Here is a 19,312-nt window from a genome sequence, read left to right as displayed (position 1 = left end):
CTCAATAGCGAAATAAAAAAGAGGCAGAAAACCTCCACCTCTTTTAACACTTACAACTACAAACAATTATATAACACCCTGAGCAATCATTGCCCGGGCAACTTTCATAAATCCTGCAATATTAGCTCCTTTTACGTAGTTAATATAACCATCTTTTTCCAAGCCATACTCTATACACTGGGCATGTATATTCGCCATTATCTGCCGCAATTTCGAGTCTACTTCCTCGGCCGTCCACTGTATATGCATCGCATTCTGGGTCATTTCTAGCCCCGAAGTAGCAACCCCGCCGGCATTTACAGCTTTTCCGGGTGCAAACAATACCCTATTGGCTATAAAATAATCTACAGCCTCGGCAGTACAGCCCATATTCGATATCTCAGCAACACACAACACACCGTTTGCTTTCAGCATCTTGGCATCATCTTCATTCAATTCATTCTGAGTAGCACAAGGCAAAGCAATATCTACTTTTTGTTCCCACGGACGTTTTCCCTCAAAAAACTTAGCTTTGGGATATTGTTCTGCATAAGGTTCAACTATGTCGTTACCCGAGCTGCGCAATTCGAGCAAATAATCTATTTTTTCGCCCGAAATACCATCGGGATCGTACACATAACCATCAGGGCCCGATATTGTTACTACTTTTGCTCCTAATTCGGTAGCTTTAATTGCCGCTCCCCATGCCACATTACCAAACCCCGACAAGGCAACGGTTTTTCCTTTTATGTCGATTCCGTGTTTTTCGAGCATACGGTTTACAAAATACAAACCTCCGAAACCTGTAGCCTCAGGTCTGACTAACGAGCCTCCATAATCCAAGCCTTTACCGGTAAATGTTCCTGTATTTTCACGCGCCAGTTTTTTATACATTCCATATAAATATCCAACCTCACGTGCACCTACACCTATATCCCCTGCTGGAACATCGGTATCGGGCCCTATATTACGCCACAACTCAAGCATGAACGATTGGCAAAAACGCATAATTTCGGCATTGGATTTTCCTTTCGGCGAAAAGTCGGAACCACCTTTTGCTCCACCCATAGGCAAAGTTGTTAAAGCATTTTTAAATGTTTGTTCGAAACCTAAAAACTTCAGGATAGACAAATTTACCGAAGCATGAAAACGCAAACCACCCTTATAAGGACCTATCGCATTATTAAACTGAACCCTGTATCCTAAATTCACATGAATATCCCCTTTATCGTCGACCCAAGGGATCTTAAATGTAAATATCCGATCCGGTTCAACAAGGCGTTCAATAACACGTGCCTTCTCAAATTCGGGATGTTCGTTATAAATACCTTCTATCGAGATCAAAACCTCTTTCACAGCTTGCAAATATTCCAATTCACCCGGATGCCTAGCCTCCAATGATGACATAATGTTATTTATATTCATACTTAAACATCATTTAAGTTACAACTATTTACTACAAATATATAAATTTAGACGAGAAACTATCATTTTCACACAACTATTTTATTCCTATTTTGCATTTATTTTTTGCATCTCCGTCATGTGTTTATAATATAGCTGTATGCATCGAAACAATTAGCTTTTTTTTCCTATTTTTGCTATAATAAAAGCTCATAACAAAGATTTGCGATGAATAATATATCCCGTATTGCAGGACTGTTGAATGCTAAATCCAAAAGCCTGCCTATAAACAAAATAGAACTAGAAAATGTTTTAAACATTCTTTTCCACAGAATATTATTCCCCGTATGCGACGAGGAATGCAAATCCGAAAAGAGCATCTATTTGGTCTATTCGGTTCTGCTCGAAAACTTATCGAACCTGCTAAACAAAAAAGAAGCAGAAAAAATAGTTGAAAAGTTTATAGAAAAACTACCTCAGCTACAATCGGCATTATACGAAGAAGCAAAAAACTTTCTGAAAAACGACCCTGCCGCACAAACCGTGGAAGAAATTATATTGACATATCCCGGTTTTTTTGCGCTAACAGTACATCGCATATCGCACGAACTATACAAACTTAAAGTACCTATCATACCCCGATTGTTTTCGGAATATGCCCATTCGAAAGTAGGAATAGACATTCATCCGGGTGCACAAATAGGCCCTATGTTTTTCATAGACCATGGAACAGGTATTGTTATTGGCGAAACTGCAACAATTGGCGAAAACGTAAAAATATATCAGGGAGTAACACTTGGTGCTTTATTTGTTACCAAAAGCCTGAAAAACAAAAAACGACACCCCACTATCGAAAACAATGTTGTTATTTATGCAGGAGCAACCATTTTAGGCGGAGATACGGTTATAGGACACGATTCGACAATAGGCGGTAACACTTGGCTTACAAAAAGTGTTATACCCTATTCGCTGGTATTCCATAATGCTGCTGTAAAAATAAAAAACACACACGACTTTGATGAGCCAATAGATTATGTAATATAATACCAAACTTAAAACTACTAAATTATGGGATTTGACATAACTTATCATCCGATAACCGAAGACGAAATATCGAAATGGTATTTCGATGTACTAGAACAACCCATCTTAACGGAAACACTTGGAAAAGAATACAACATCGATCAGTTTTACATCGACAAGTACAAAAAAACAATATCGGTAGCACTGCAAACAGAAAACTCCGAAACATTCGAGAAAACTCACGGGTATTATATAGCTGTAATACAAGGCTTTTTCCGTAAATTCTTCTACATACGGGGGGCAGCTTTTTCGTTCCTGATAGAACAAGATAGCAGTTACACGCGTTATACAAAAGGATGGGAGACTTTTATTCCGGCTAAGTATGTTAACGAAAAAGCTAACCGAATAGTAGAAAACTATTCATCAGGGGTATTTATACCCGCCGATAAGGTAAAAGAACTTCTGGCTGATTACGAAAATAACGAGAATATACGAAAAGCTTTAAACTATTTTTATTCGCACAGCAGGATAACCGTCTTTTTAGAAGCTCTTAAATACAGTGCTGAAAACAACTTGGGGCTATTGGAGGCTACTGAAGTAATGGAACCTAACCCGTTCGATCTAAACAACTCCTCCTGTTATTCCGATTTATTTAACTGCGACCCTTCGGGAGCACTCCTCTACAGAGAAGCGGCACTGGAGCAAATAAGAGAAATAAAAGGCAACGAAAACTTAACAGATAGCGAAATAGACAGTAAAGTAACATACAACCGTATAACTCCGAATGAGAAATTTTAAACGGAGAAAAAAGAAAAGATAAGTTTTTGATAAAAATATTTAGAAAATGAAATACAACAGTATACTCGAATCGATAGGGAACACCCCTCATATTCGTTTAAATAAATTATTCCCCGAACATGAAGTTTGGTTAAAACTTGAAAGGCAAAATCCGGGAGGAAGTATAAAAGACCGCATAGCCTTGGCAATGATAGAAGACGCCGAAGCCAACGGCATTTTAAAACCCGGAGGAACAATAATAGAACCAACCTCAGGCAACACAGGAATAGGTTTATCGATGGTAGGAGCCATAAAAGGATATAAAGTTATTATAACCATGCCCGAATCGATGAGTATTGAACGAAGAAAAAGCATGTCGGCATTTGGTGCCGAATTTGTACTGACTCCCCGCGAGCAGGGAATGAAAGGTGCTATCGAAAAAGCAAAGGAATTGGCCGCAACTATTGAAGGAGCATGGATTCCCGAACAATTTGAAAACCCGTCCAATCCGGCTATACACCGTACTGCCACAGCACAAGAAATTATAAAAGATTTCCCCGATGGCTTCGATTATTTTGTATCGGGTGTCGGAACCGGAGGACACATATCGGGTATTGGCGAAACACTAAAACAATGCTTTCCAAATATAAAAATAATAGCAGTGGAGCCGGAGCAGTCGCCTGTACTTAGCGGTGGAGCACCAGCACCACATCCTTTACAGGGAATAGGAGCCGGTTTTATTCCTAAAAACATGAATACAAAAATACTTGACGGAATACAAACCATAAGCAAAGACGATGCTTACGAATATGCCCGCAAACTTGCTAAAAAAGAAGGTATTTTTGCAGGAATTTCCACAGGTGCTTCGCTAGCTGCCATTGCCCGTATTTTAAACAAATCGAATATTGGAACAAAAATAATAAGCATAAACTACGACACTGGCGAGAGATACCTGTCGGTAGACGGATTATATTAAACATCTCCTGAAAAAACATCAAAAAAGAGTAAATAAAAAATTTTATTTACTCTTTCTTTTTTTTTACTTTTGCTAGCTTATCAAGATGTCAAAATGGTAGCAACTTTAAAAAGATATTTTAACAGGTTTCTTACATGGAAAAACAAGAACATAAAGGAACAACACTTTCTTATGTTCGTAAGTTTTCTGATAGGGCTTTTTACTGCATGCGCAGCCCTTATATTAAAAACACTTATACACTTTATTCAAACATTTCTTACCGATAACCTCAATCCCGAAGGAGTAAACTATGTATACCTGATATTGCCGATTATAGGTATTCTGCTAGGCGGGCTATATGTAAGGTATATTGTTCGCGACGATATCAGCCATGGGGTTACCAAAATATTATACGCTATATCTCAACGAAAGAGTTATATAAAGCCTCACAACATGTACACTTCGGTTGTAGCCAGTTCGGTTACCATAGGATTCGGAGGATCGGTAGGAGCCGAGGCTCCCATTGTGCTTACCGGTGCGGCCATCGGGTCTAACTTAGGACGGGCTTTTAAGCTGGAGCCAAGGCATCTTATGCTACTTTTGGGATGTGGCGCTGCCGGAGCCATTGCGGGAATATTTAAAGCCCCCATCGCAGGTCTTATATTCGTTATCGAAGTTTTAATGATAGACCTTACGCTAACAACAGTACTGCCACTGCTTGTATCTTCTGTTACTGCTGCTACTTTTGCATATATCACTACAGGATCGAATGCCATGTTCGAATTTTCGCACGGAAACCAATTCGAAATGGAACGCATACCGTTCGTTATACTATTGGGGCTATTCTGTGGTTTAGTCTCGTTATACTTTACCCGTGCCATGAGCTTCTTCGAAGATAAAATGCGCCCGCTCGGTTATTGGACAAAATTTATAATCTGCGCATGTATATTAAGTATACTCATATTCTTTTTACCCCCATTGTATGGTGAAGGATACGATACCATTAATCAGCTACTTGTTGGCTTAACCGACAACACAGGACTTATGGATGGAAGCATATTCTACCAATATAAAGATTTTAAATGGGGTATTATCTGGTTTTTAGCCCCTGTACTATTACTTAAAGTATTTGCATCCAGCTCCACCAATGGTGGTGGTGGAACCGGAGGTATTTTTGCACCTTCGCTATTTCTCGGTTGTGTTGCCGGATATATATTTTCCTATTGGGCAAATAATGTAGGATTCGGGCCGGGATTGCCACAACAAAACTTTGCACTGATGGGTATGGCAGGAGTTATGGCAGGAGTTATGCATGCACCCTTAACAGGAACCTTTCTTATTGCCGAGTTAACGGGAGGATATGAATTATTTCTACCTCTGATGATTGTGTCTATGGTGTCGTATGCTACTATAAAACTTTTCGAACCGCATAGTATATATGCAATGCGCTTGGCTAAAAAAGGCGAATTGTTGACCCATCATAAAGACAGGGCTATATTAACTCTTATGTCGAGAAAAGAACTTATCGAAAAGAACTTCGAGACAGTGAAGCCCGATATGACTTTGGGCGATGTTGTTACTGTTATTTCGCGTTCGCCACGTAATGTGTTTCCTGTGATTGATGATAACAACAAGCTGATGGGTATTGTGCTTATTGATAATATCAGGAACATAATGTTCCGCCCCGATTTATACGACCGATTCAAAGTAAAACGCTTCATGGTATCGCCTCCTGCTGTTATTGTTGTAAACATGACAATAGAAAAAATAATGAGGTTGTTTGACGACACCAAAGCATGGAACCTACCTGTAGTAGACGAAAACGGAGTATATCAGGGATTCTTCTCCAAATCGAGCGTATTAAATACTTATCGGGAGGTTCTTGTCGAAAATTTCTCGGAAAAAGACTGATACTAAAATCAGAAGCCGTAATACAACCCTATAACTTAGAGATATGCGCTGTAGCGTATTTCTAAGTTTTTGATTACTTTTGAGAATAAAACTTTTTTTCGTCCGTTTATAGAAATAAACAATTTAGCAAAAGATGAATTTGCAGGAACATAACAATTTATTCAAATACCTGTTTATTGCTGTTGCGGTTATTATTGCCACATCTTCGCTGGTTGTTTCAAATTATCTTATCGAGGACTTATCAAGAGAAGAAAGGCAAAAAATAGAACTCTGGGCTGAGGCAATGCGCATTGCTGCATCGACCGAAGACGAAAATACCGATACCAACATCATACTCCGTATACTTTCGGGAAACGAAACCGTACCTGTTATCTTATGCGATGTTGACGACAATGTTATGTACCACATGAACATAGACATGAAAGATGTTCAGGATTCGGCATTGTACCTCAAAAAGAAAGTTATAGCTTTCAAGAAAAACCACGATGCAATAGAAATAGATAACGATGCTTTTAAGCAATACGTGTATTACGACGACTCTTATACACTTAAACGCCTTCAGATATATCCGTTCATACAATTGGGAGTGCTAACCATATTCATATTAACTTCGTTCCTAGCCCTGTTAAGCACCAAGAAAGCCGAGCAAAACAAAGTATGGGTGGGATTATCGAAAGAGACTGCGCATCAATTAGGAACACCCATATCATCGCTAATGGCATGGACTGAATACATGAAGCTGAAAGACCCCGACTCGTCCATTGCACGCGAAATGGACAAAGATGTGGAACGCCTGCAAATCGTAGCCGACCGCTTCTCTAAAATAGGCTCGATGCCCGACCCCGATCTGCACGAATTTAAAGAAGTGGTAACAAACTCGATAAACTATTTACAAAACAGGATTTCGAAAAAAGTAAGCTTTTCGTTTAATTTTCCCGAAGAAGATATTTATGTAAATCTCAATAATTCGCTTTTCAGCTGGGTTATCGAAAACCTTACAAAAAATGCGGTTGACGCAATGGAAGGCAAAGGTTCTATCAACTACACTATTACCAAATCGAACGGAACTATATTTCTTGATATCAGCGACACAGGAAAAGGTATTCCAAAATCGCGGTTCAAAACAGTATTTTCACCCGGATTTACCACCAAAGCCAGAGGTTGGGGACTCGGGTTATCGCTAACAAAACGTATTATCGAATCGTACCACAATGGTAAGATATATGTAAAATCGTCGGAAATAGGAGTTGGCACAACTTTCAGGATAGAACTGAAAGCTGCAAAACAGCAATCCTAATATTGCGCTTGTATAAAACGCAATTGCTTTTCGAGCATACTGATTTTTGCCATATCGAAACCTGCTTTTGCCGCAACCCGAATAGGGCGTGAGTAAATATAATCAATCTCCAACGGGCGGCAATTATCAAAGTCGAGTTTCATACTGGGCGAATACGGAGTCATTACTTCGGTCATTTCAAGCATTTGAGTTGCATAAGATTCCGAAATCGAAAAACGCCCTTCCCCTACTCTATTTCCTCCTCTGATAACTTCCAGCATTATTTCATAAAGAAGTTCCTTAGAGCAAGGTGTATTCATTAATTTGTCGGTAGTAGTGTTCAAAACCACAGTTATCCCGTTATATGGTATATTCCATACAAGTTTCATCCAACGGGCAGGCTCTAAATCAACCAAAACCGACTCAATACCTGCATTAAGCATATCTTCGCAAACCAGCTTCAACGTATTAAGCCCATTACGGGAATAAAGCCCCATACTTAATTTACCATAATCAAGATGAGCGATGTAGCCTTCGCTTACTTTATTCGAACATATAAAAGCTAAACCTCCAGCTATATTCAGGTCGGGGAATTCACTCTGAAGATCTTCTTCCAATCCTAATCCATTCTGAATCAAAATAACAAGAGTATCGTTATGCAACAAAGGAGGCAACAAATCTTTCAACAGATAATTATTCGTCGATTTTAAACAAACCAAAACAACATCACACGCCGGCATATCAGCCGTATTATTATATGCTAAAAGATTATCCAGATGAAAATTACCTTTAACCGAATCAACCCTTAATCCGTTCTGTTTAACATATCCGTAATCAGAGTTAAATAAAAAATGAACCTCTTGGCCTGCCTGAGCCAACATTCCGCCATAGTATCCGCCTATGGCACCTGTACCTATTATCGCATATTTTAAAGACATATCCAGATTTTTTTCAGCACAAATTTATAAAAACCTTATTTATCTCAACAATAAAAGACATATCAATTATAAATATCAATAAGCTCCATATACTCTACTTCATGTTACGAAAAAGCCGGCAATACCGAAAGCAAACTTATAACTATCGGGAGCTTTAACATTCTGAAGAAGAAACTGTGAATAAATAACCCGAATACCCTCCCCTAAAAAGAAAAAGAGCTGATCTTGTTCATAAACCAGATCAGCTCTTTTACTCTATATGAGAGTTTATTTAAACATCCCGACAATTCTATTCACTCCATCTACAAAGATATCAACCTCTTCTTTTGTATTATAAACGGCAAAAGAAGCACGCACTGTGCCTTCAATGCCTAATTCCTCCATTAAAGGTTGAGCACAATGGTGCCCTGTACGAACTGCTATACCCATTTTATCGAGCATCATTCCCATATCGTAATGATGAATATTGCCAACAAGAAACGATATTACGCTGCTTTTGTTGAGTGATGTTCCGAAAAAGCGAATACCATCAATTTCCTGAAGCTTAGACGTACAATAATGCAGCAAATAGTCTTCATGTTCTTTTATTTGTTCCAAACCGACCGAAAGCACATAATCTAAAGCCGTTCCCAATGCAATTACATCTATGTAGTTAGGCGTACCTGCCTCAAATTTAAATGGCAACTCGTTATATGTTGTTCCTTTAAACGATACGTGCCCGATCATTTCGCCTCCACCCTGATATGGTGGCATCCGGTTCAGAAATTCTTCTTTTCCGTACAAAACGCCAACACCCGTAGGCCCGTATATTTTGTGACTCGAAAAAGCAAGAAAATCGCAATCGAGCTGTTGCACATCAACAGGGATATGTTGTACCGATTGCGCAGCATCTATCAACACTGGAATTCCATGCCGATGTGCGATATCGATAATCTTCTCAATAGGGTTTATAGTACCCAACACATTCGACACATGGGTAACCGATACCAAGCGGGTTTTAGGCGAGATTAACTTTTCGAATTCTTCCAGAATAAGTTCGCCTTTCTCATTTATAGGTATCACTTTTAACTTCACCCCCGATATATCGCCCTCAATTTGCCAAGGTACAATATTGGCATGATGTTCCATTGCCGAAACTATTATCTCGTCTCCTTCTTTGCAAAAGCGGCGGCAAAAACTCGAAGCTACTAAATTGATACTCTCGGTTGTTCCTTTTGTAAAAATGATTTCGTGCGAATGCTTTGCATTGATAAAAGCCTGCACCTTTTTGCGAGCCTGCTCAGTCAGTTCTGTAGCCTCCTGACTCAGTGTATGCACCCCCCGATGAATATTCGCATTACAGGTATAATACAGCTCTTCAATTTTATCTACTACACATCTGGGTTTCTGAACAGTAGCTCCGTTATCTAAATAAACAAGAGGCTTCCCGTATATCTTTCTGTTAAGTATAGGAAAATCCTCCCGTATTTTATTTATATCGAACATATATGTATGTTATTTGCAAATCAAACAATTTCCGCAGCGAGCTGACTCTCCTTTAAAACGTTTTTCGACAAGCTCGTACAAACGTTCTTTCAATACGTCCAAACGGATTAAATCGAGTACTCCGCTTGTAAAAGCCTGCATAAGCATTAAACGGGCCTGTACTTCGGGAATACCCCTCGCGCGCAAATAAAACAACGCATCTTCGTCCAACTGTCCTGTAGTTAGTCCATGCGAACACTTTACATCGTCGGCATAAATTTCGAGCTGTGGTTTCGAATACATATGCGCCTTAGCCGATGAACAAAGATTATTGTTCGATTGATATGCAATTGTTTTTTGTGCATCTTTTTCAACCAGAATACGCCCGCAAAACACACCTAACGATTCGTCCTGCAACACATATTTAAATAACTGGTTACTATGGCAGTTTGGTTTAGCATGATCTACAAACACAAAATTATCGACATGTTGCTTCCTGTCAGCAACAACTACGCCGCATACATGCCCTTCGGCATACTCGCCGGCAAAAGTCAATCGATAGTTATTTCGGGTAAATCCGCAATTCAGAGTCACATTATTAGCCATTACATTCGAACCTTTATCCTGACGGATAAAAGTAGAAGCCAAGCGTGTAACCTTATCCGAGTTCTCTTCCAATTCGTAAAAATCGACATGGGCGTTTTCGTCCGCAAATATCTCAGTTACCTGAGTTACTAAAAATTGAGAGTTATCGACAGCATGGTCACAAACCAACACTTTAAATTGCGAATTTTTACCGGCAATAAGCAACAAACGGCGATTCACTAAAAAATCGGCGTTACTTATCAGTATGTTTATTAGTTGTATAGGCTGTTCTACAATAACATTATCAGGAACATAAACTACAAATCCATCCTGTGCAAACATTGTATTGAAAGCTACAAGGCTATTACCCTCAACATTGGCAGTTTGCCCGTAATATTTTGCACACACATCGGGGTATTGTCCGGCAAACTCTTTTAAGCTTCCCACAAAAACATCCGCCGGGTACTCCATTGCGGGTAACGATTTGTTATACAACGAATCGTTCAACATAAAGTACAGATTGGTCGATAGTTCGGGAATATTACATTTAAAAGCCACATAAGGGTCTATATTCGGAATAAGCTGACGAATATTCAACCCATAATCGGGCACAAACTTTTCTGCAATATCCGAGTTTTGATAATCCTCAAGCTCTTTCGTCGGAAATCCTTCTTTTTTAAAAGCCTCGAAAGCCTTATCTCGCAGATTATTCATAATACCCGACGAATGTTCGTCTATCGTTGTACGGTATTCGGTGAATAAATCTATATATTGGGTTTCAATCATCTCTTAATCTTTAATTTCCTTTATAATCCAGTCGTAACCTTTTTCTTCAAGTTCGAGCGCCAATTCAGGCCCTGCACTTTTCACTATGCGCCCTTTATAAAATACGTGAACAAAATCGGGCTTAATGTAATCCAATAAACGCTGATAGTGAGTAATAACTATAGTTGCATTATCTTTTCGACGTAATTTGTTTACTCCTGCCGCAACAATACGTAAAGCATCGATATCGAGCCCCGAATCTGTTTCGTCAAGAATAGCCAATTTAGGATCGAGCATAGCCATTTGGAATATCTCGTTCCTTTTCTTTTCTCCACCCGAAAAGCCTTCGTTTACCGAACGGCTGGCCAACGAACTGTCGAGTTCAACCAACTCACGTTTTTCTTTCATCATTTTTAAAAAATCCGAAGCCGGTATAGGCTCTAACCCCTTATGTTTACGGGTTTCGTTAACAGCCGCACGCATAAAATTAACCATGCTAACACCCGGAATTTCAACCGGATACTGAAAACTAAGAAACACTCCTTCGCCTGCACGTTCTTCGGGCGACATATCGAGAAGTTCTTTTCCATCGAAAATAACCTCTCCCCCCGTTACTTCAAAATTAGGATGCCCTACCAGAACCGATGCCAGCGTACTTTTACCTGCTCCGTTAGGTCCCATAATAGCATGAACTTCTCCTGCGTTAACCGTCAGGTTCACACCTTTCAATATATCGTTGCCTTCAACCTTGGCCTGTAAATCTTTTATTGTCAACAAACTACCCATATTTATATGTTAATTGTATTTTAAATTATTACTTAACAACCACTATTAAGTTGTAAAAGTTCATTTCTATTGCAGATTATGTGCAAAAATAACAAATAAAAAAGGAATAGCCTACTTTAAAAGTAAGCTATTCTCATTCATTTTATTTATATATCATTTTCTGAATTTATAAGACGCAAATTCTGTTCTCAAGGTAGGCATATAGCGTTTTTTCAATTTGCTTTCTGCTCGATATATCTCTTTACCTGATCGCTAATCTGTTTCATCCCTTTTATCGAAGGATGGCTTCCTTTCTTATCAATATTCTGTAATTCGATACAATCTATATTGTAATGCTCACATATAACTTTAACCGATTCATTAATTTCGTCTTTCAACTCGGAATTTAATAGGAAATAAATCTCAACATTCGGGTAATAGTCTGTCATCTGATGCAGCATATACGCCATCGCGGGACGGAATTTATACAAATCATCCTTTGTCCACGCTTCGTATCGATAGTCTCCTATAGGAACATTTGCCCAACTATCGTTTGTTCCTCCGAATATAAAAATAACGTCAGGACATCCCAGATTATTCATACGTGTAATGAATGAACGATCTGTATAATCTTCCTTACGGTATCCTGTATTACAAATAGTAGCCCCTGAAAAAGAATTATTTACACAAAGCTTGTAGCCATTTTGTTTAATAAATTGATGCCACCAAGTTTGCCTTACCGAATTCACATCCGTTTTATGTTTTAAATGTGTAAAGTACCATACACTATTGGTATCGGGTTTCATATATCCATCGAAAGTAGAATAGGAATCGCCTAATATAGATATGGATTTAAGGCTTTGAGCAGAGCAAATACCTCCACAAAAAAACGTCAGTAGCAGCAGTAAAAGCTTCAATGTTGTTTTCATAAAAATATCATTTCAATTAATATCAATTTCTAGATATCCATCTCTACTACCACAGGGCAATGATCGGAATGCATAGCTTCGGGTAGTATGGCAGCTCCCTTCAGACGATGGCGCGCTTCTTCCGAGATAAGATGATAATCGATGCGCCAGCCCAGATTTTTAGGACGTGCACCGGCACGATAGCTCCACCAGCTATATTTTTCGGGGCTCTGATCGTAAACCCTGAATGTATCGACCATACCTGTTTCGATAAAACTATCGAACCAAGCCCGCTCTTCGGGCAAAAATCCCGATGATTTAGTATGCCTTTCGGGATGATTTATATCTATCGGTTTGTGGCAAATATTGTAATCGCCACAAATAAGTATTTCTTTACGTTCTTTCCGCAGTTCGAGTATGAATTTTGTGAAATCGTCAAGAAATTGCATTTTAAAATCCTGACGAATATCGCCTGTCGTCCCCGATGGTATATATACGTTAATAATGGTCATATCTCCGAAATCGAGACGAATAACACGCCCCTCACAATCGTAAATATCCATATTCATTCCTATTTTTACCAAGTCGGGTTTATGTTTCGAGATAACTCCCACCCCGCTGTAACCCTTCTTTACTGCCGGATGAAAACAAGTGTAGTTATACCCCATGGCTTGCAACGATATCACATCTATCTGTTCTTCCTGAGCTTTTAACTCCTGAAAACAAAGAATATCGGGATTTTCTTCCTGAATCCATGTATACAGCCCCTTATTTATGGCCGCACGAATTCCGTTTACGTTGTACGATATTATTTTCATGATTCTCTTGCTGCTTTTTGTTGTATTTCTTTCACTTTCTTAAATAAGTCGGATGCAAAAACAAAATCGTTTAAGGCTTTATTTGTCGCATCCAATATATCGTCTTTAGTACCCAGCCACTCAAGATGCCCCTCTTTAATGAAGCATATTTTCTCGCCAATATTCATTACCGAGTTCATATCGTGGGTATTAATTATAGTCGTTATATTGTACTCTTTGGTTATTGAATGAATCAGATCGTCTATAACCAATGCCGTCTGAGGATCGAGCCCAGAATTAGGTTCGTCGCAAAACAAATATTTAGGGTTCAACGATATAGCTCTGGCTATTGCAGCTCGCTTCATCATCCCTCCACTGATCTCCGATGGGTATAAATGCCCTGCATCGCCAAGGTTTACCCTTTCGAGGCAAAATTCGGCACGTTTCATTTTATTGCTTTTCGATAAAGGAGAAAACATTTCGAGGGGAAAATATACATTTTCAAACACGGTCATGGCATCGAACAATGCCGACCCCTGAAAAATCATTCCCATTTCCTGACGTAATGCTTTCATATCCGAAGACGACATCTGCGGTAAATTACGTCCATCGTACAAAATCTGTCCTTTTGTCGGGCGCAACAACCCTACCAGATTTTTCAACAAAACGGTTTTTCCCGATCCGCTTCGCCCTATAATCAGATTTGTTTTTCCCTCTTCAAAAGTTATGCTTATATCGCGAAGCACTTCTCTGCCTTCGAATGATTTTACTAAATTCTTTACTTCTATCATCCCATCATTAATTGAGTGATTAACAAATCGAAAACAAGAATAAGTACACTACTTAGTACTACTGCATTTGTGCTGGCACGCCCAACATCCAGCGATCCGCCACGTGCGAAATAACCGTAATATGCCGCAACCGACGATATAATGAACCCGAATATTATGGTTTTAAATATTGCGTACCAAATATAAAACTGCTTAAAGAACATTTGGATACCATATTCGAAATCGGATACTGCAACCACATTCGTAAATACACACACAGCAAAACCTCCTACTATCCCGAAAAACATACTTAACACAACCAATACAGGCACAAAGCTCATTAAGGCTGTTATTTTGGGCAGAATTAAATAATTGGCCGAATTTACGCCCATAATTTCCAATGCATCAATCTGTTCGGTTACTCGCATAGTACCTATTTCGGAAGCAATATTCGAACCTACCTTTCCGGCCAGAATAAGGCTCATTATTGAGGAAGAAAATTCGAGAATAATTATTTCTCTAGAAACATAACCAACAGTATATCTTGGCATTATAGGAGAATCGATATTCAAGGCTATTTGCACTACAATTACAGCTCCAATAAAAAATGAAATTATAATTACAATCCATATCGAATCGACTCCTAGTTTGCTTATTTCGCTTATATATTGTTTGAAGAAAACATTCCATTTCTGAGGTTTGGTAAACACCTTCTTCATTAAAAGCGCATATTCTCCTAATTTTTCAAAAAAATCTGCTATTAACATACGTACATTTTAAGTAATTTTCGGTTACGAAAACTGCTTTTACCGAACAGTTTTCTCTTCATAAAATGAATAGAAAAGAACCCTCTTCGCGCAAAACAACCTTGTTACCTTAATTGAGCAAAGATACTATTTTTAACGAAAAAGGGACGGCATGCTGTTGCGAAAAACAAGTTAATCACAAAAAATATAGAATGATTAACACTCTGTTTCACCTTTTTAGTTCGTCGAGCACTTCAATTAGTTTCCCCAAAGATGCTAATTCGTATTTCAGATGACGATCTATGTAGTCAAAATCGAGGCGGTTCACAAGTTTTTGAACCTGCCAATAACGTTTTGTATAAGATTTGCCTACCAAATGATAGATATTATTTAAGTCGCGCGAAGGATGCCTTCTTTCTTCGGCATTAATACTAAACGGGTTAAACCCCAACCGTTGATGTATGAACGAACCCGTAAGCCGTCGGTCTACTTTTCGGAAATGATGTGTCTCGGCCAGAAACCATGTTTCTATTTCCTGAACCACAACTATCAGATTGTAAGCATCTTTATGCTTTTTCAGATGCGATGGCAAAAAAGTCAGACCTTTTTCAAGACGCGACAGTTCTTCGATGGGTAAAGGATACAAATCGCGCAAACCTACAATATGCGAATAACCGCTTTCGGTAAGGCTTTTCATATTTTCCAGAATTTCGGTTTTTACCCTGTTATCGGCTCCGCAATCATATATCAACACATGAATGTCCGGATGACGAGCAAAAGAGGCGCTTCTTACCAATTCTTGTTTAGGCGCATTAGTTCCGCCAACAAACCGTTTGATTATTATAGAAATGCGGTCTTCACCCAAAACATTTCTAACCAGTTTATCGACGAAAATCTGCTCGGTTTGCCCCTCTACAAAAAAAGCAATTTTCTTCATCCCCTTTCTTTTTCTTTACTCCTCCTCGAAACCGTCAACATAAAAATCGGATGCCAGAAAATCGAAATTACTAAGCCCCGTATATTTAAAATCGTCGAATATTTCCTTCGAATTAAAATAGTTGTAAAACAATGTTTTATTCGGATAGCGCCTCAACACAGTCCAATATTGCAGAGGCAACTTATTCATTATATATCTGTCGTTGGTTGTTATAAACACTTGTATGCTGGTATTATCAAGATCTTCGACAATCATATCTATTAAAGTTTTCGAACGTTCGAAATCCAACCCTTCGCCAAGATCGTCGACAAGGATACAAACCGAAATTTCGCTTAGCATCACAAAATTGAGCAATACGATAAAAGACAATGCCCTGAACATACCCTGCGACATTTCGAGCTGGCTCGTCACATCGTCAAGTTCATCTTCTTTCACATGCAAGCTGTATCCGCCTTTACCTTCCAGTATATCAATAGTCTCGATAGGATACCCCATCACTTCCATACCCTTTTTTATCTTGTCGATATATGTTTTACCAAAACGCAATTTACCCTGCCAAAAAGTTTGAAGAAGTGCCACAGGCTCTAACTTTTGAGCATACAAATCGCTGTTAAGTTCCGATAAATCTTTTACCTGATAGTTTTTTTCCAATTGATTGGTAAAGGCCGAGTTATGCAATGAACGCCCCCAAACAACAAGTTTTTCGATAAACGGATGCATTTGAGCATCGTATCCCTTAGTGGTAAGGTTATTTTCATCGAAAAGAAATGGTACTAAATCGTCAAAAGCAGTAGAGTACAACCTTCCCTTACTCCTGTCGAGCCTAAGTTCGCCATTTATAAAGAGTTTTTCGTCTGTTACTTTATCATTAGTGTAGGCAAATATATATTCGTAAAGGTTTCCGCCGTCTTTAAACTCCAGCTCGTATCCGGCATTATCGTATGGCATGTCCTGAATTGTTTTCGACCCGGACAATAAGTTTGCAATTTCTCTTATTACAGCCAAAGTACGGCTTTTACCTACCGCATTTTTACCTACAATAAGATTTATATTACCAAAATGTACCCTATCTTCGTTTCGCCCTTCGATGACCCATTCTTTGGCTTCACCCTTCGAGCGTATATATTTTAGTGCATTCAATATCATATCTTCTATAATTTAGGGTTACACATAATAAATATTACTTATCTAATGTAAACGATCGCGACCCGATAAGGCTTCCATCAGCAAATATATCAGCCCGATAAGTGCCCGGCATCAAATATTCCTCTACGGCCCAATATAAAGTAACGGGCGTTTCTTCTCCGCCATATTCAACCGATCGTTTCATCGAATAATTTATCTCGCGGTTTTCGTACTGAAAAACATTAGCCCTGCTTTTAACCAACACCTCGTCGTCGGGCTTCATTATCCGTACATATATTGTACGTTCTCCCGGTTCAGCTGTGATATTTTTGGTAAGAACAAACGAAACGATAAGCTGTTCAACGCTCTTTATTTTTTTCTGCACCTTCCCCTTCGAGTTTGTTGCCGACACTGAAACCGCAGCAGCATCGAGTTTGGCTGCCAATGTTACTTTTTCGGTCAGGTTCTGTTTTTCCTGTGTAACCTTGCTCAAAGTCTGGGTAGTTTCCTGATATTTTTTTGTAATAGCCGCCTTCTCCTGAGTTAAACGTTCGTTCGCCCTGTTCAGCGAATCGATCTGTATTATGTACGATTTCAATATTTTCCTCAACGACGACAATTCGTTGTTCAACCGTGTAATTTCGGCCTTATTTGTAGATTTAACAGTACGAAGTTCCTCAAGCAAACGCTGCACCTTTGCCTGTTCGTTATCGAGCATGCGCAACAACGAGTCGTTCTTCACACTGAATTTAAAACCTTCGTATTGCATCGAAATACTTTCATATTCGTCCTCCAGCTGCTGTTTGGATATCTCGCTCGATTGTTGCAGTTCTTCTATTTCGGTATTTTTCTTGAATATAAAATATCCTGCAACACATAAGCCCAGCACCAAAAGAACAATAGCTACAGCCAAGTACTTAGTATAAGTATTCTTATTTTTATCCATAAAGTTATTATATTCCTAATTCCTATAACAAATATAGAGCTTTTAGCTTTAATTATACAAAACGAAAGCGACCTTTCAAGTTTTTTAATAAATATACCGAATTTTACTACTAAAAGACTTCGTTATTTACAAATAAGAACCTAAATTTGTTACTCACTTTTTCAAGATAAAACGATCTTAAATATATAACAAAATACAAAAATTTTATCATTATGTCTAAAGTAACAGTTGTTGGTGCCGGAAACGTAGGCGCAACTTGTGCAAATGTCCTTGCATTTAACGAAGTAGCGGACGAGATTGTAATGCTCGACGTAAAAGAAGGTGTTTCGGAAGGAAAAGCAATGGATATGAATCAGACCGCCCAACTTTTGGGATTCGATTCTAAAATAATGGGAGTGACAAACGATTATGCGGCTACTGCAAATTCGGATGTAGTTGTTATCACATCGGGAATTCCCCGCAAACCGGGTATGACTCGCGAAGAACTTATCGGGGTTAATGCCGGTATTGTGAAACAAGTAGCCGAAAACATACTGAAACATTCGCCCAATGCCATTCTGGTTATTATATCGAACCCAATGGACACAATGACATACCTTACCGCAAAAATAACAGGTTTACCTAAAGAACGTATTATAGGTATGGGGGGAGCTTTAGACAGCTCGCGTTTCAAGTACTACCTGAGCCAAACTTTAGGTGTAAATGCCAACGAAGTTGAAGGAATGGTGATTGGCGGACATGGCGACACAACAATGATACCCGTTACCCGCTTAGCAACATATAAAGGAATTCCGGTTACGGAATTACTGACACCCGAAGCTGTTGATAAAGTAGCAGCCGATACTATGGTTGGTGGTGCTACCTTAACAGGACTGTTGGGTACATCGGCATGGTATGCACCGGGTGCAGCTGGAGCTTATGTAGTAGAAGCTATTCTGCACGACCAAAAGAAAGTGATACCTTGCAGCATACTTCTTGAAGGCGAATACGGACACGAAGATTTATGTATAGGTGTGCCTGTGGTATTAGGACGTAAAGGTTGGGAAAAAATCATCGACCTGAAACTTACTGCCGAAGAAAAAGCTAAATTCGACGCATCGGCTGCAGCTGTGCATAAAACAAACAACGTTTTGAAAGAATCGAATATAATCTGATTATTGCTGACAGATACAAGACACAAAAAAAGGAATCAAATTAAAATTGATTCCTTTTTTATTATATGCTTAATACTTACGAAGTAT

18 protein-coding genes are annotated in these 19,312 nt (G+C 38.9%); 6 read left to right on the top strand and 12 right to left on the bottom strand.

The genetic code is table 11. The features are described from left to right. Positions 1 to 66 precede the first annotated feature (66 nt). Positions 67 to 1,404 carry an NADP-specific glutamate dehydrogenase gene (gene gdhA, locus D0T53_RS11720; protein ID WP_163268113.1) on the bottom strand — a complete coding sequence of 446 codons (1,338 nt, stop codon included), beginning with the start codon at positions 1,402 to 1,404 and terminating at the stop codon, positions 67 to 69. A gap of 207 nt (positions 1,405 to 1,611) precedes the next feature. Between gdhA and epsC the strand changes: the two genes are divergently transcribed. The 5 genes from epsC to D0T53_RS11695 all read left to right on the top strand — a co-directional run bounded on the left by epsC (position 1,612) and on the right by D0T53_RS11695 (position 7,346). Further along, positions 1,612 to 2,427, top strand: coding sequence for a serine O-acetyltransferase EpsC (gene epsC / locus D0T53_RS11715; protein ID WP_163268111.1), 816 nt, complete (start codon positions 1,612 to 1,614; stop codon positions 2,425 to 2,427). Between the two features lie 24 nt (positions 2,428 to 2,451). Beyond that, positions 2,452 to 3,204 carry a hypothetical protein gene (locus D0T53_RS11710; protein WP_163268109.1) on the top strand — a complete coding sequence of 251 codons (753 nt, stop codon included), beginning with the start codon at positions 2,452 to 2,454 and terminating at the stop codon, positions 3,202 to 3,204. 46 nt (positions 3,205 to 3,250) lie between these two features. Beyond that, entirely contained in the window at positions 3,251 to 4,159 is a 909-nt protein-coding gene (cysK, locus tag D0T53_RS11705) for a cysteine synthase A (protein ID WP_163268107.1), read from the top strand. A gap of 93 nt (positions 4,160 to 4,252) precedes the next feature. Beyond that, entirely contained in the window at positions 4,253 to 6,049 is a 1,797-nt protein-coding gene (locus D0T53_RS11700; protein ID WP_163268105.1) for a chloride channel protein, read from the top strand. A gap of 133 nt (positions 6,050 to 6,182) precedes the next feature. Further along, a complete protein-coding gene (locus tag D0T53_RS11695; protein WP_163268103.1) occupies positions 6,183 to 7,346 on the top strand; it encodes a PAS domain-containing sensor histidine kinase in 1,164 nt (387 codons plus the stop codon). Here the strand turns inward: D0T53_RS11695 and D0T53_RS11690 are convergent. The 11 genes from D0T53_RS11690 to D0T53_RS11640 all read right to left on the bottom strand — a co-directional run bounded on the left by D0T53_RS11690 (position 7,343) and on the right by D0T53_RS11640 (position 18,071). After that, positions 7,343 to 8,263 carry a putative 2-dehydropantoate 2-reductase gene (locus D0T53_RS11690; protein WP_163268101.1) on the bottom strand — a complete coding sequence of 307 codons (921 nt, stop codon included), beginning with the start codon at positions 8,261 to 8,263 and terminating at the stop codon, positions 7,343 to 7,345. The two genes, D0T53_RS11695 and D0T53_RS11690, sit on opposite strands and share 4 nt — an antisense overlap. 267 nt (positions 8,264 to 8,530) lie before the next feature. Beyond that, positions 8,531 to 9,748 (bottom strand): aminotransferase class V-fold PLP-dependent enzyme, encoded by a 1,218-nt coding sequence (locus tag D0T53_RS11685; RefSeq protein WP_163268099.1) that lies wholly within the window; start codon positions 9,746 to 9,748, stop codon positions 8,531 to 8,533. Positions 9,749 to 9,757: 9 nt separating this feature from the next. After that, positions 9,758 to 11,098 carry a Fe-S cluster assembly protein SufD gene (sufD, locus tag D0T53_RS11680; RefSeq protein ID WP_163268097.1) on the bottom strand — a complete coding sequence of 447 codons (1,341 nt, stop codon included), beginning with the start codon at positions 11,096 to 11,098 and terminating at the stop codon, positions 9,758 to 9,760. 3 nt (positions 11,099 to 11,101) lie between these two features. After that, entirely contained in the window at positions 11,102 to 11,854 is a 753-nt protein-coding gene (gene sufC / locus D0T53_RS11675) for a Fe-S cluster assembly ATPase SufC (protein ID WP_163268165.1), read from the bottom strand. Positions 11,855 to 12,075: 221 nt separating this feature from the next. Continuing rightward, the gene (locus D0T53_RS11670) at positions 12,076 to 12,771 is read right to left on the bottom strand and encodes an SGNH/GDSL hydrolase family protein (protein ID WP_163268095.1); all 696 of its coding nucleotides are present in this window, start codon (positions 12,769 to 12,771) and stop codon (positions 12,076 to 12,078) included. A gap of 29 nt (positions 12,772 to 12,800) precedes the next feature. Then, positions 12,801 to 13,568: an exodeoxyribonuclease III gene (locus D0T53_RS11665; RefSeq protein ID WP_163268093.1), complete on the bottom strand. Its 768-nt coding sequence runs from the start codon at positions 13,566 to 13,568 to the stop codon at positions 12,801 to 12,803. Further along, complete coding sequence (locus D0T53_RS11660) at positions 13,565 to 14,338, bottom strand: ABC transporter ATP-binding protein (RefSeq protein WP_163268091.1); 774 nt, start codon at positions 14,336 to 14,338, stop codon at positions 13,565 to 13,567. Before D0T53_RS11660 ends, D0T53_RS11665 begins: the two co-directional genes overlap by 4 nt. Beyond that, entirely contained in the window at positions 14,335 to 15,084 is a 750-nt protein-coding gene (locus D0T53_RS11655; protein WP_163268089.1) for an ABC transporter permease, read from the bottom strand. Before D0T53_RS11655 ends, D0T53_RS11660 begins: the two co-directional genes overlap by 4 nt. Positions 15,085 to 15,292: 208 nt before the next feature. Next, positions 15,293 to 16,000, bottom strand: a complete 708-nt coding sequence (locus tag D0T53_RS11650) for a DUF4276 family protein (protein ID WP_163268087.1) — start codon at positions 15,998 to 16,000, stop codon at positions 15,293 to 15,295. Between the two features lie 15 nt (positions 16,001 to 16,015). After that, the gene (locus D0T53_RS11645) at positions 16,016 to 17,146 is read right to left on the bottom strand and encodes an AAA family ATPase (RefSeq protein WP_163268085.1); all 1,131 of its coding nucleotides are present in this window, start codon (positions 17,144 to 17,146) and stop codon (positions 16,016 to 16,018) included. Positions 17,147 to 17,180: 34 nt separating this feature from the next. Next, positions 17,181 to 18,071 carry a hypothetical protein gene (locus D0T53_RS11640; protein ID WP_163268083.1) on the bottom strand — a complete coding sequence of 297 codons (891 nt, stop codon included), beginning with the start codon at positions 18,069 to 18,071 and terminating at the stop codon, positions 17,181 to 17,183. 212 nt (positions 18,072 to 18,283) lie between these two features. Here D0T53_RS11640 and mdh point away from each other — a divergent pair, with 212 nt between their 5' ends. Then, the gene (mdh, locus tag D0T53_RS11635) at positions 18,284 to 19,225 is read left to right on the top strand and encodes a malate dehydrogenase (protein ID WP_163268081.1); all 942 of its coding nucleotides are present in this window, start codon (positions 18,284 to 18,286) and stop codon (positions 19,223 to 19,225) included. The last annotated feature ends 87 nt before the right edge of the window (positions 19,226 to 19,312 follow it).

Origin of the sequence: Dysgonomonas sp. 216 (assembly GCF_010501065.1) — a bacterium.
Lineage (GTDB): Bacteria > Bacteroidota > Bacteroidia > Bacteroidales > Dysgonomonadaceae > QVMM01.
This window is presented reverse-complemented; position numbering and strand designations above follow the sequence as displayed.

Excerpts from the sequence above, each read along its gene's own strand:
- D0T53_RS11700 (WP_163268105.1), top strand. The coding sequence starts at position 4,253 with ATGGTAGCAACTTTAAAAAGATATTTTAACAGGTTTCTTACATGGAAA.
- D0T53_RS11710 (WP_163268109.1), top strand. The coding sequence starts at position 2,452 with ATGGGATTTGACATAACTTATCATCCGATAACCGAAGACGAAATATCG.
- D0T53_RS11650 (WP_163268087.1), bottom strand. The coding sequence starts at position 16,000 with ATGAAGAAAATTGCTTTTTTTGTAGAGGGGCAAACCGAGCAGATTTTC.
- gdhA (WP_163268113.1), bottom strand. The coding sequence starts at position 1,404 with ATGAATATAAATAACATTATGTCATCATTGGAGGCTAGGCATCCGGGT.
- D0T53_RS11645 (WP_163268085.1), bottom strand. The coding sequence starts at position 17,146 with ATGATATTGAATGCACTAAAATATATACGCTCGAAGGGTGAAGCCAAA.
- D0T53_RS11665 (WP_163268093.1), bottom strand. The coding sequence starts at position 13,568 with ATGAAAATAATATCGTACAACGTAAACGGAATTCGTGCGGCCATAAAT.
- epsC (WP_163268111.1), top strand. The coding sequence starts at position 1,612 with ATGAATAATATATCCCGTATTGCAGGACTGTTGAATGCTAAATCCAAA.
- cysK (WP_163268107.1), top strand. The coding sequence starts at position 3,251 with ATGAAATACAACAGTATACTCGAATCGATAGGGAACACCCCTCATATT.
- D0T53_RS11670 (WP_163268095.1), bottom strand. The coding sequence starts at position 12,771 with ATGAAAACAACATTGAAGCTTTTACTGCTGCTACTGACGTTTTTTTGT.
- D0T53_RS11690 (WP_163268101.1), bottom strand. The coding sequence starts at position 8,263 with ATGTCTTTAAAATATGCGATAATAGGTACAGGTGCCATAGGCGGATAC.
- mdh (WP_163268081.1), top strand. The coding sequence starts at position 18,284 with ATGTCTAAAGTAACAGTTGTTGGTGCCGGAAACGTAGGCGCAACTTGT.
- sufD (WP_163268097.1), bottom strand. The coding sequence starts at position 11,098 with ATGATTGAAACCCAATATATAGATTTATTCACCGAATACCGTACAACG.
- D0T53_RS11695 (WP_163268103.1), top strand. The coding sequence starts at position 6,183 with ATGAATTTGCAGGAACATAACAATTTATTCAAATACCTGTTTATTGCT.
- D0T53_RS11685 (WP_163268099.1), bottom strand. The coding sequence starts at position 9,748 with ATGTTCGATATAAATAAAATACGGGAGGATTTTCCTATACTTAACAGA.
- D0T53_RS11655 (WP_163268089.1), bottom strand. The coding sequence starts at position 15,084 with ATGTTAATAGCAGATTTTTTTGAAAAATTAGGAGAATATGCGCTTTTA.
- D0T53_RS11660 (WP_163268091.1), bottom strand. The coding sequence starts at position 14,338 with ATGATAGAAGTAAAGAATTTAGTAAAATCATTCGAAGGCAGAGAAGTG.
- D0T53_RS11640 (WP_163268083.1), bottom strand. The coding sequence starts at position 18,071 with ATGGATAAAAATAAGAATACTTATACTAAGTACTTGGCTGTAGCTATT.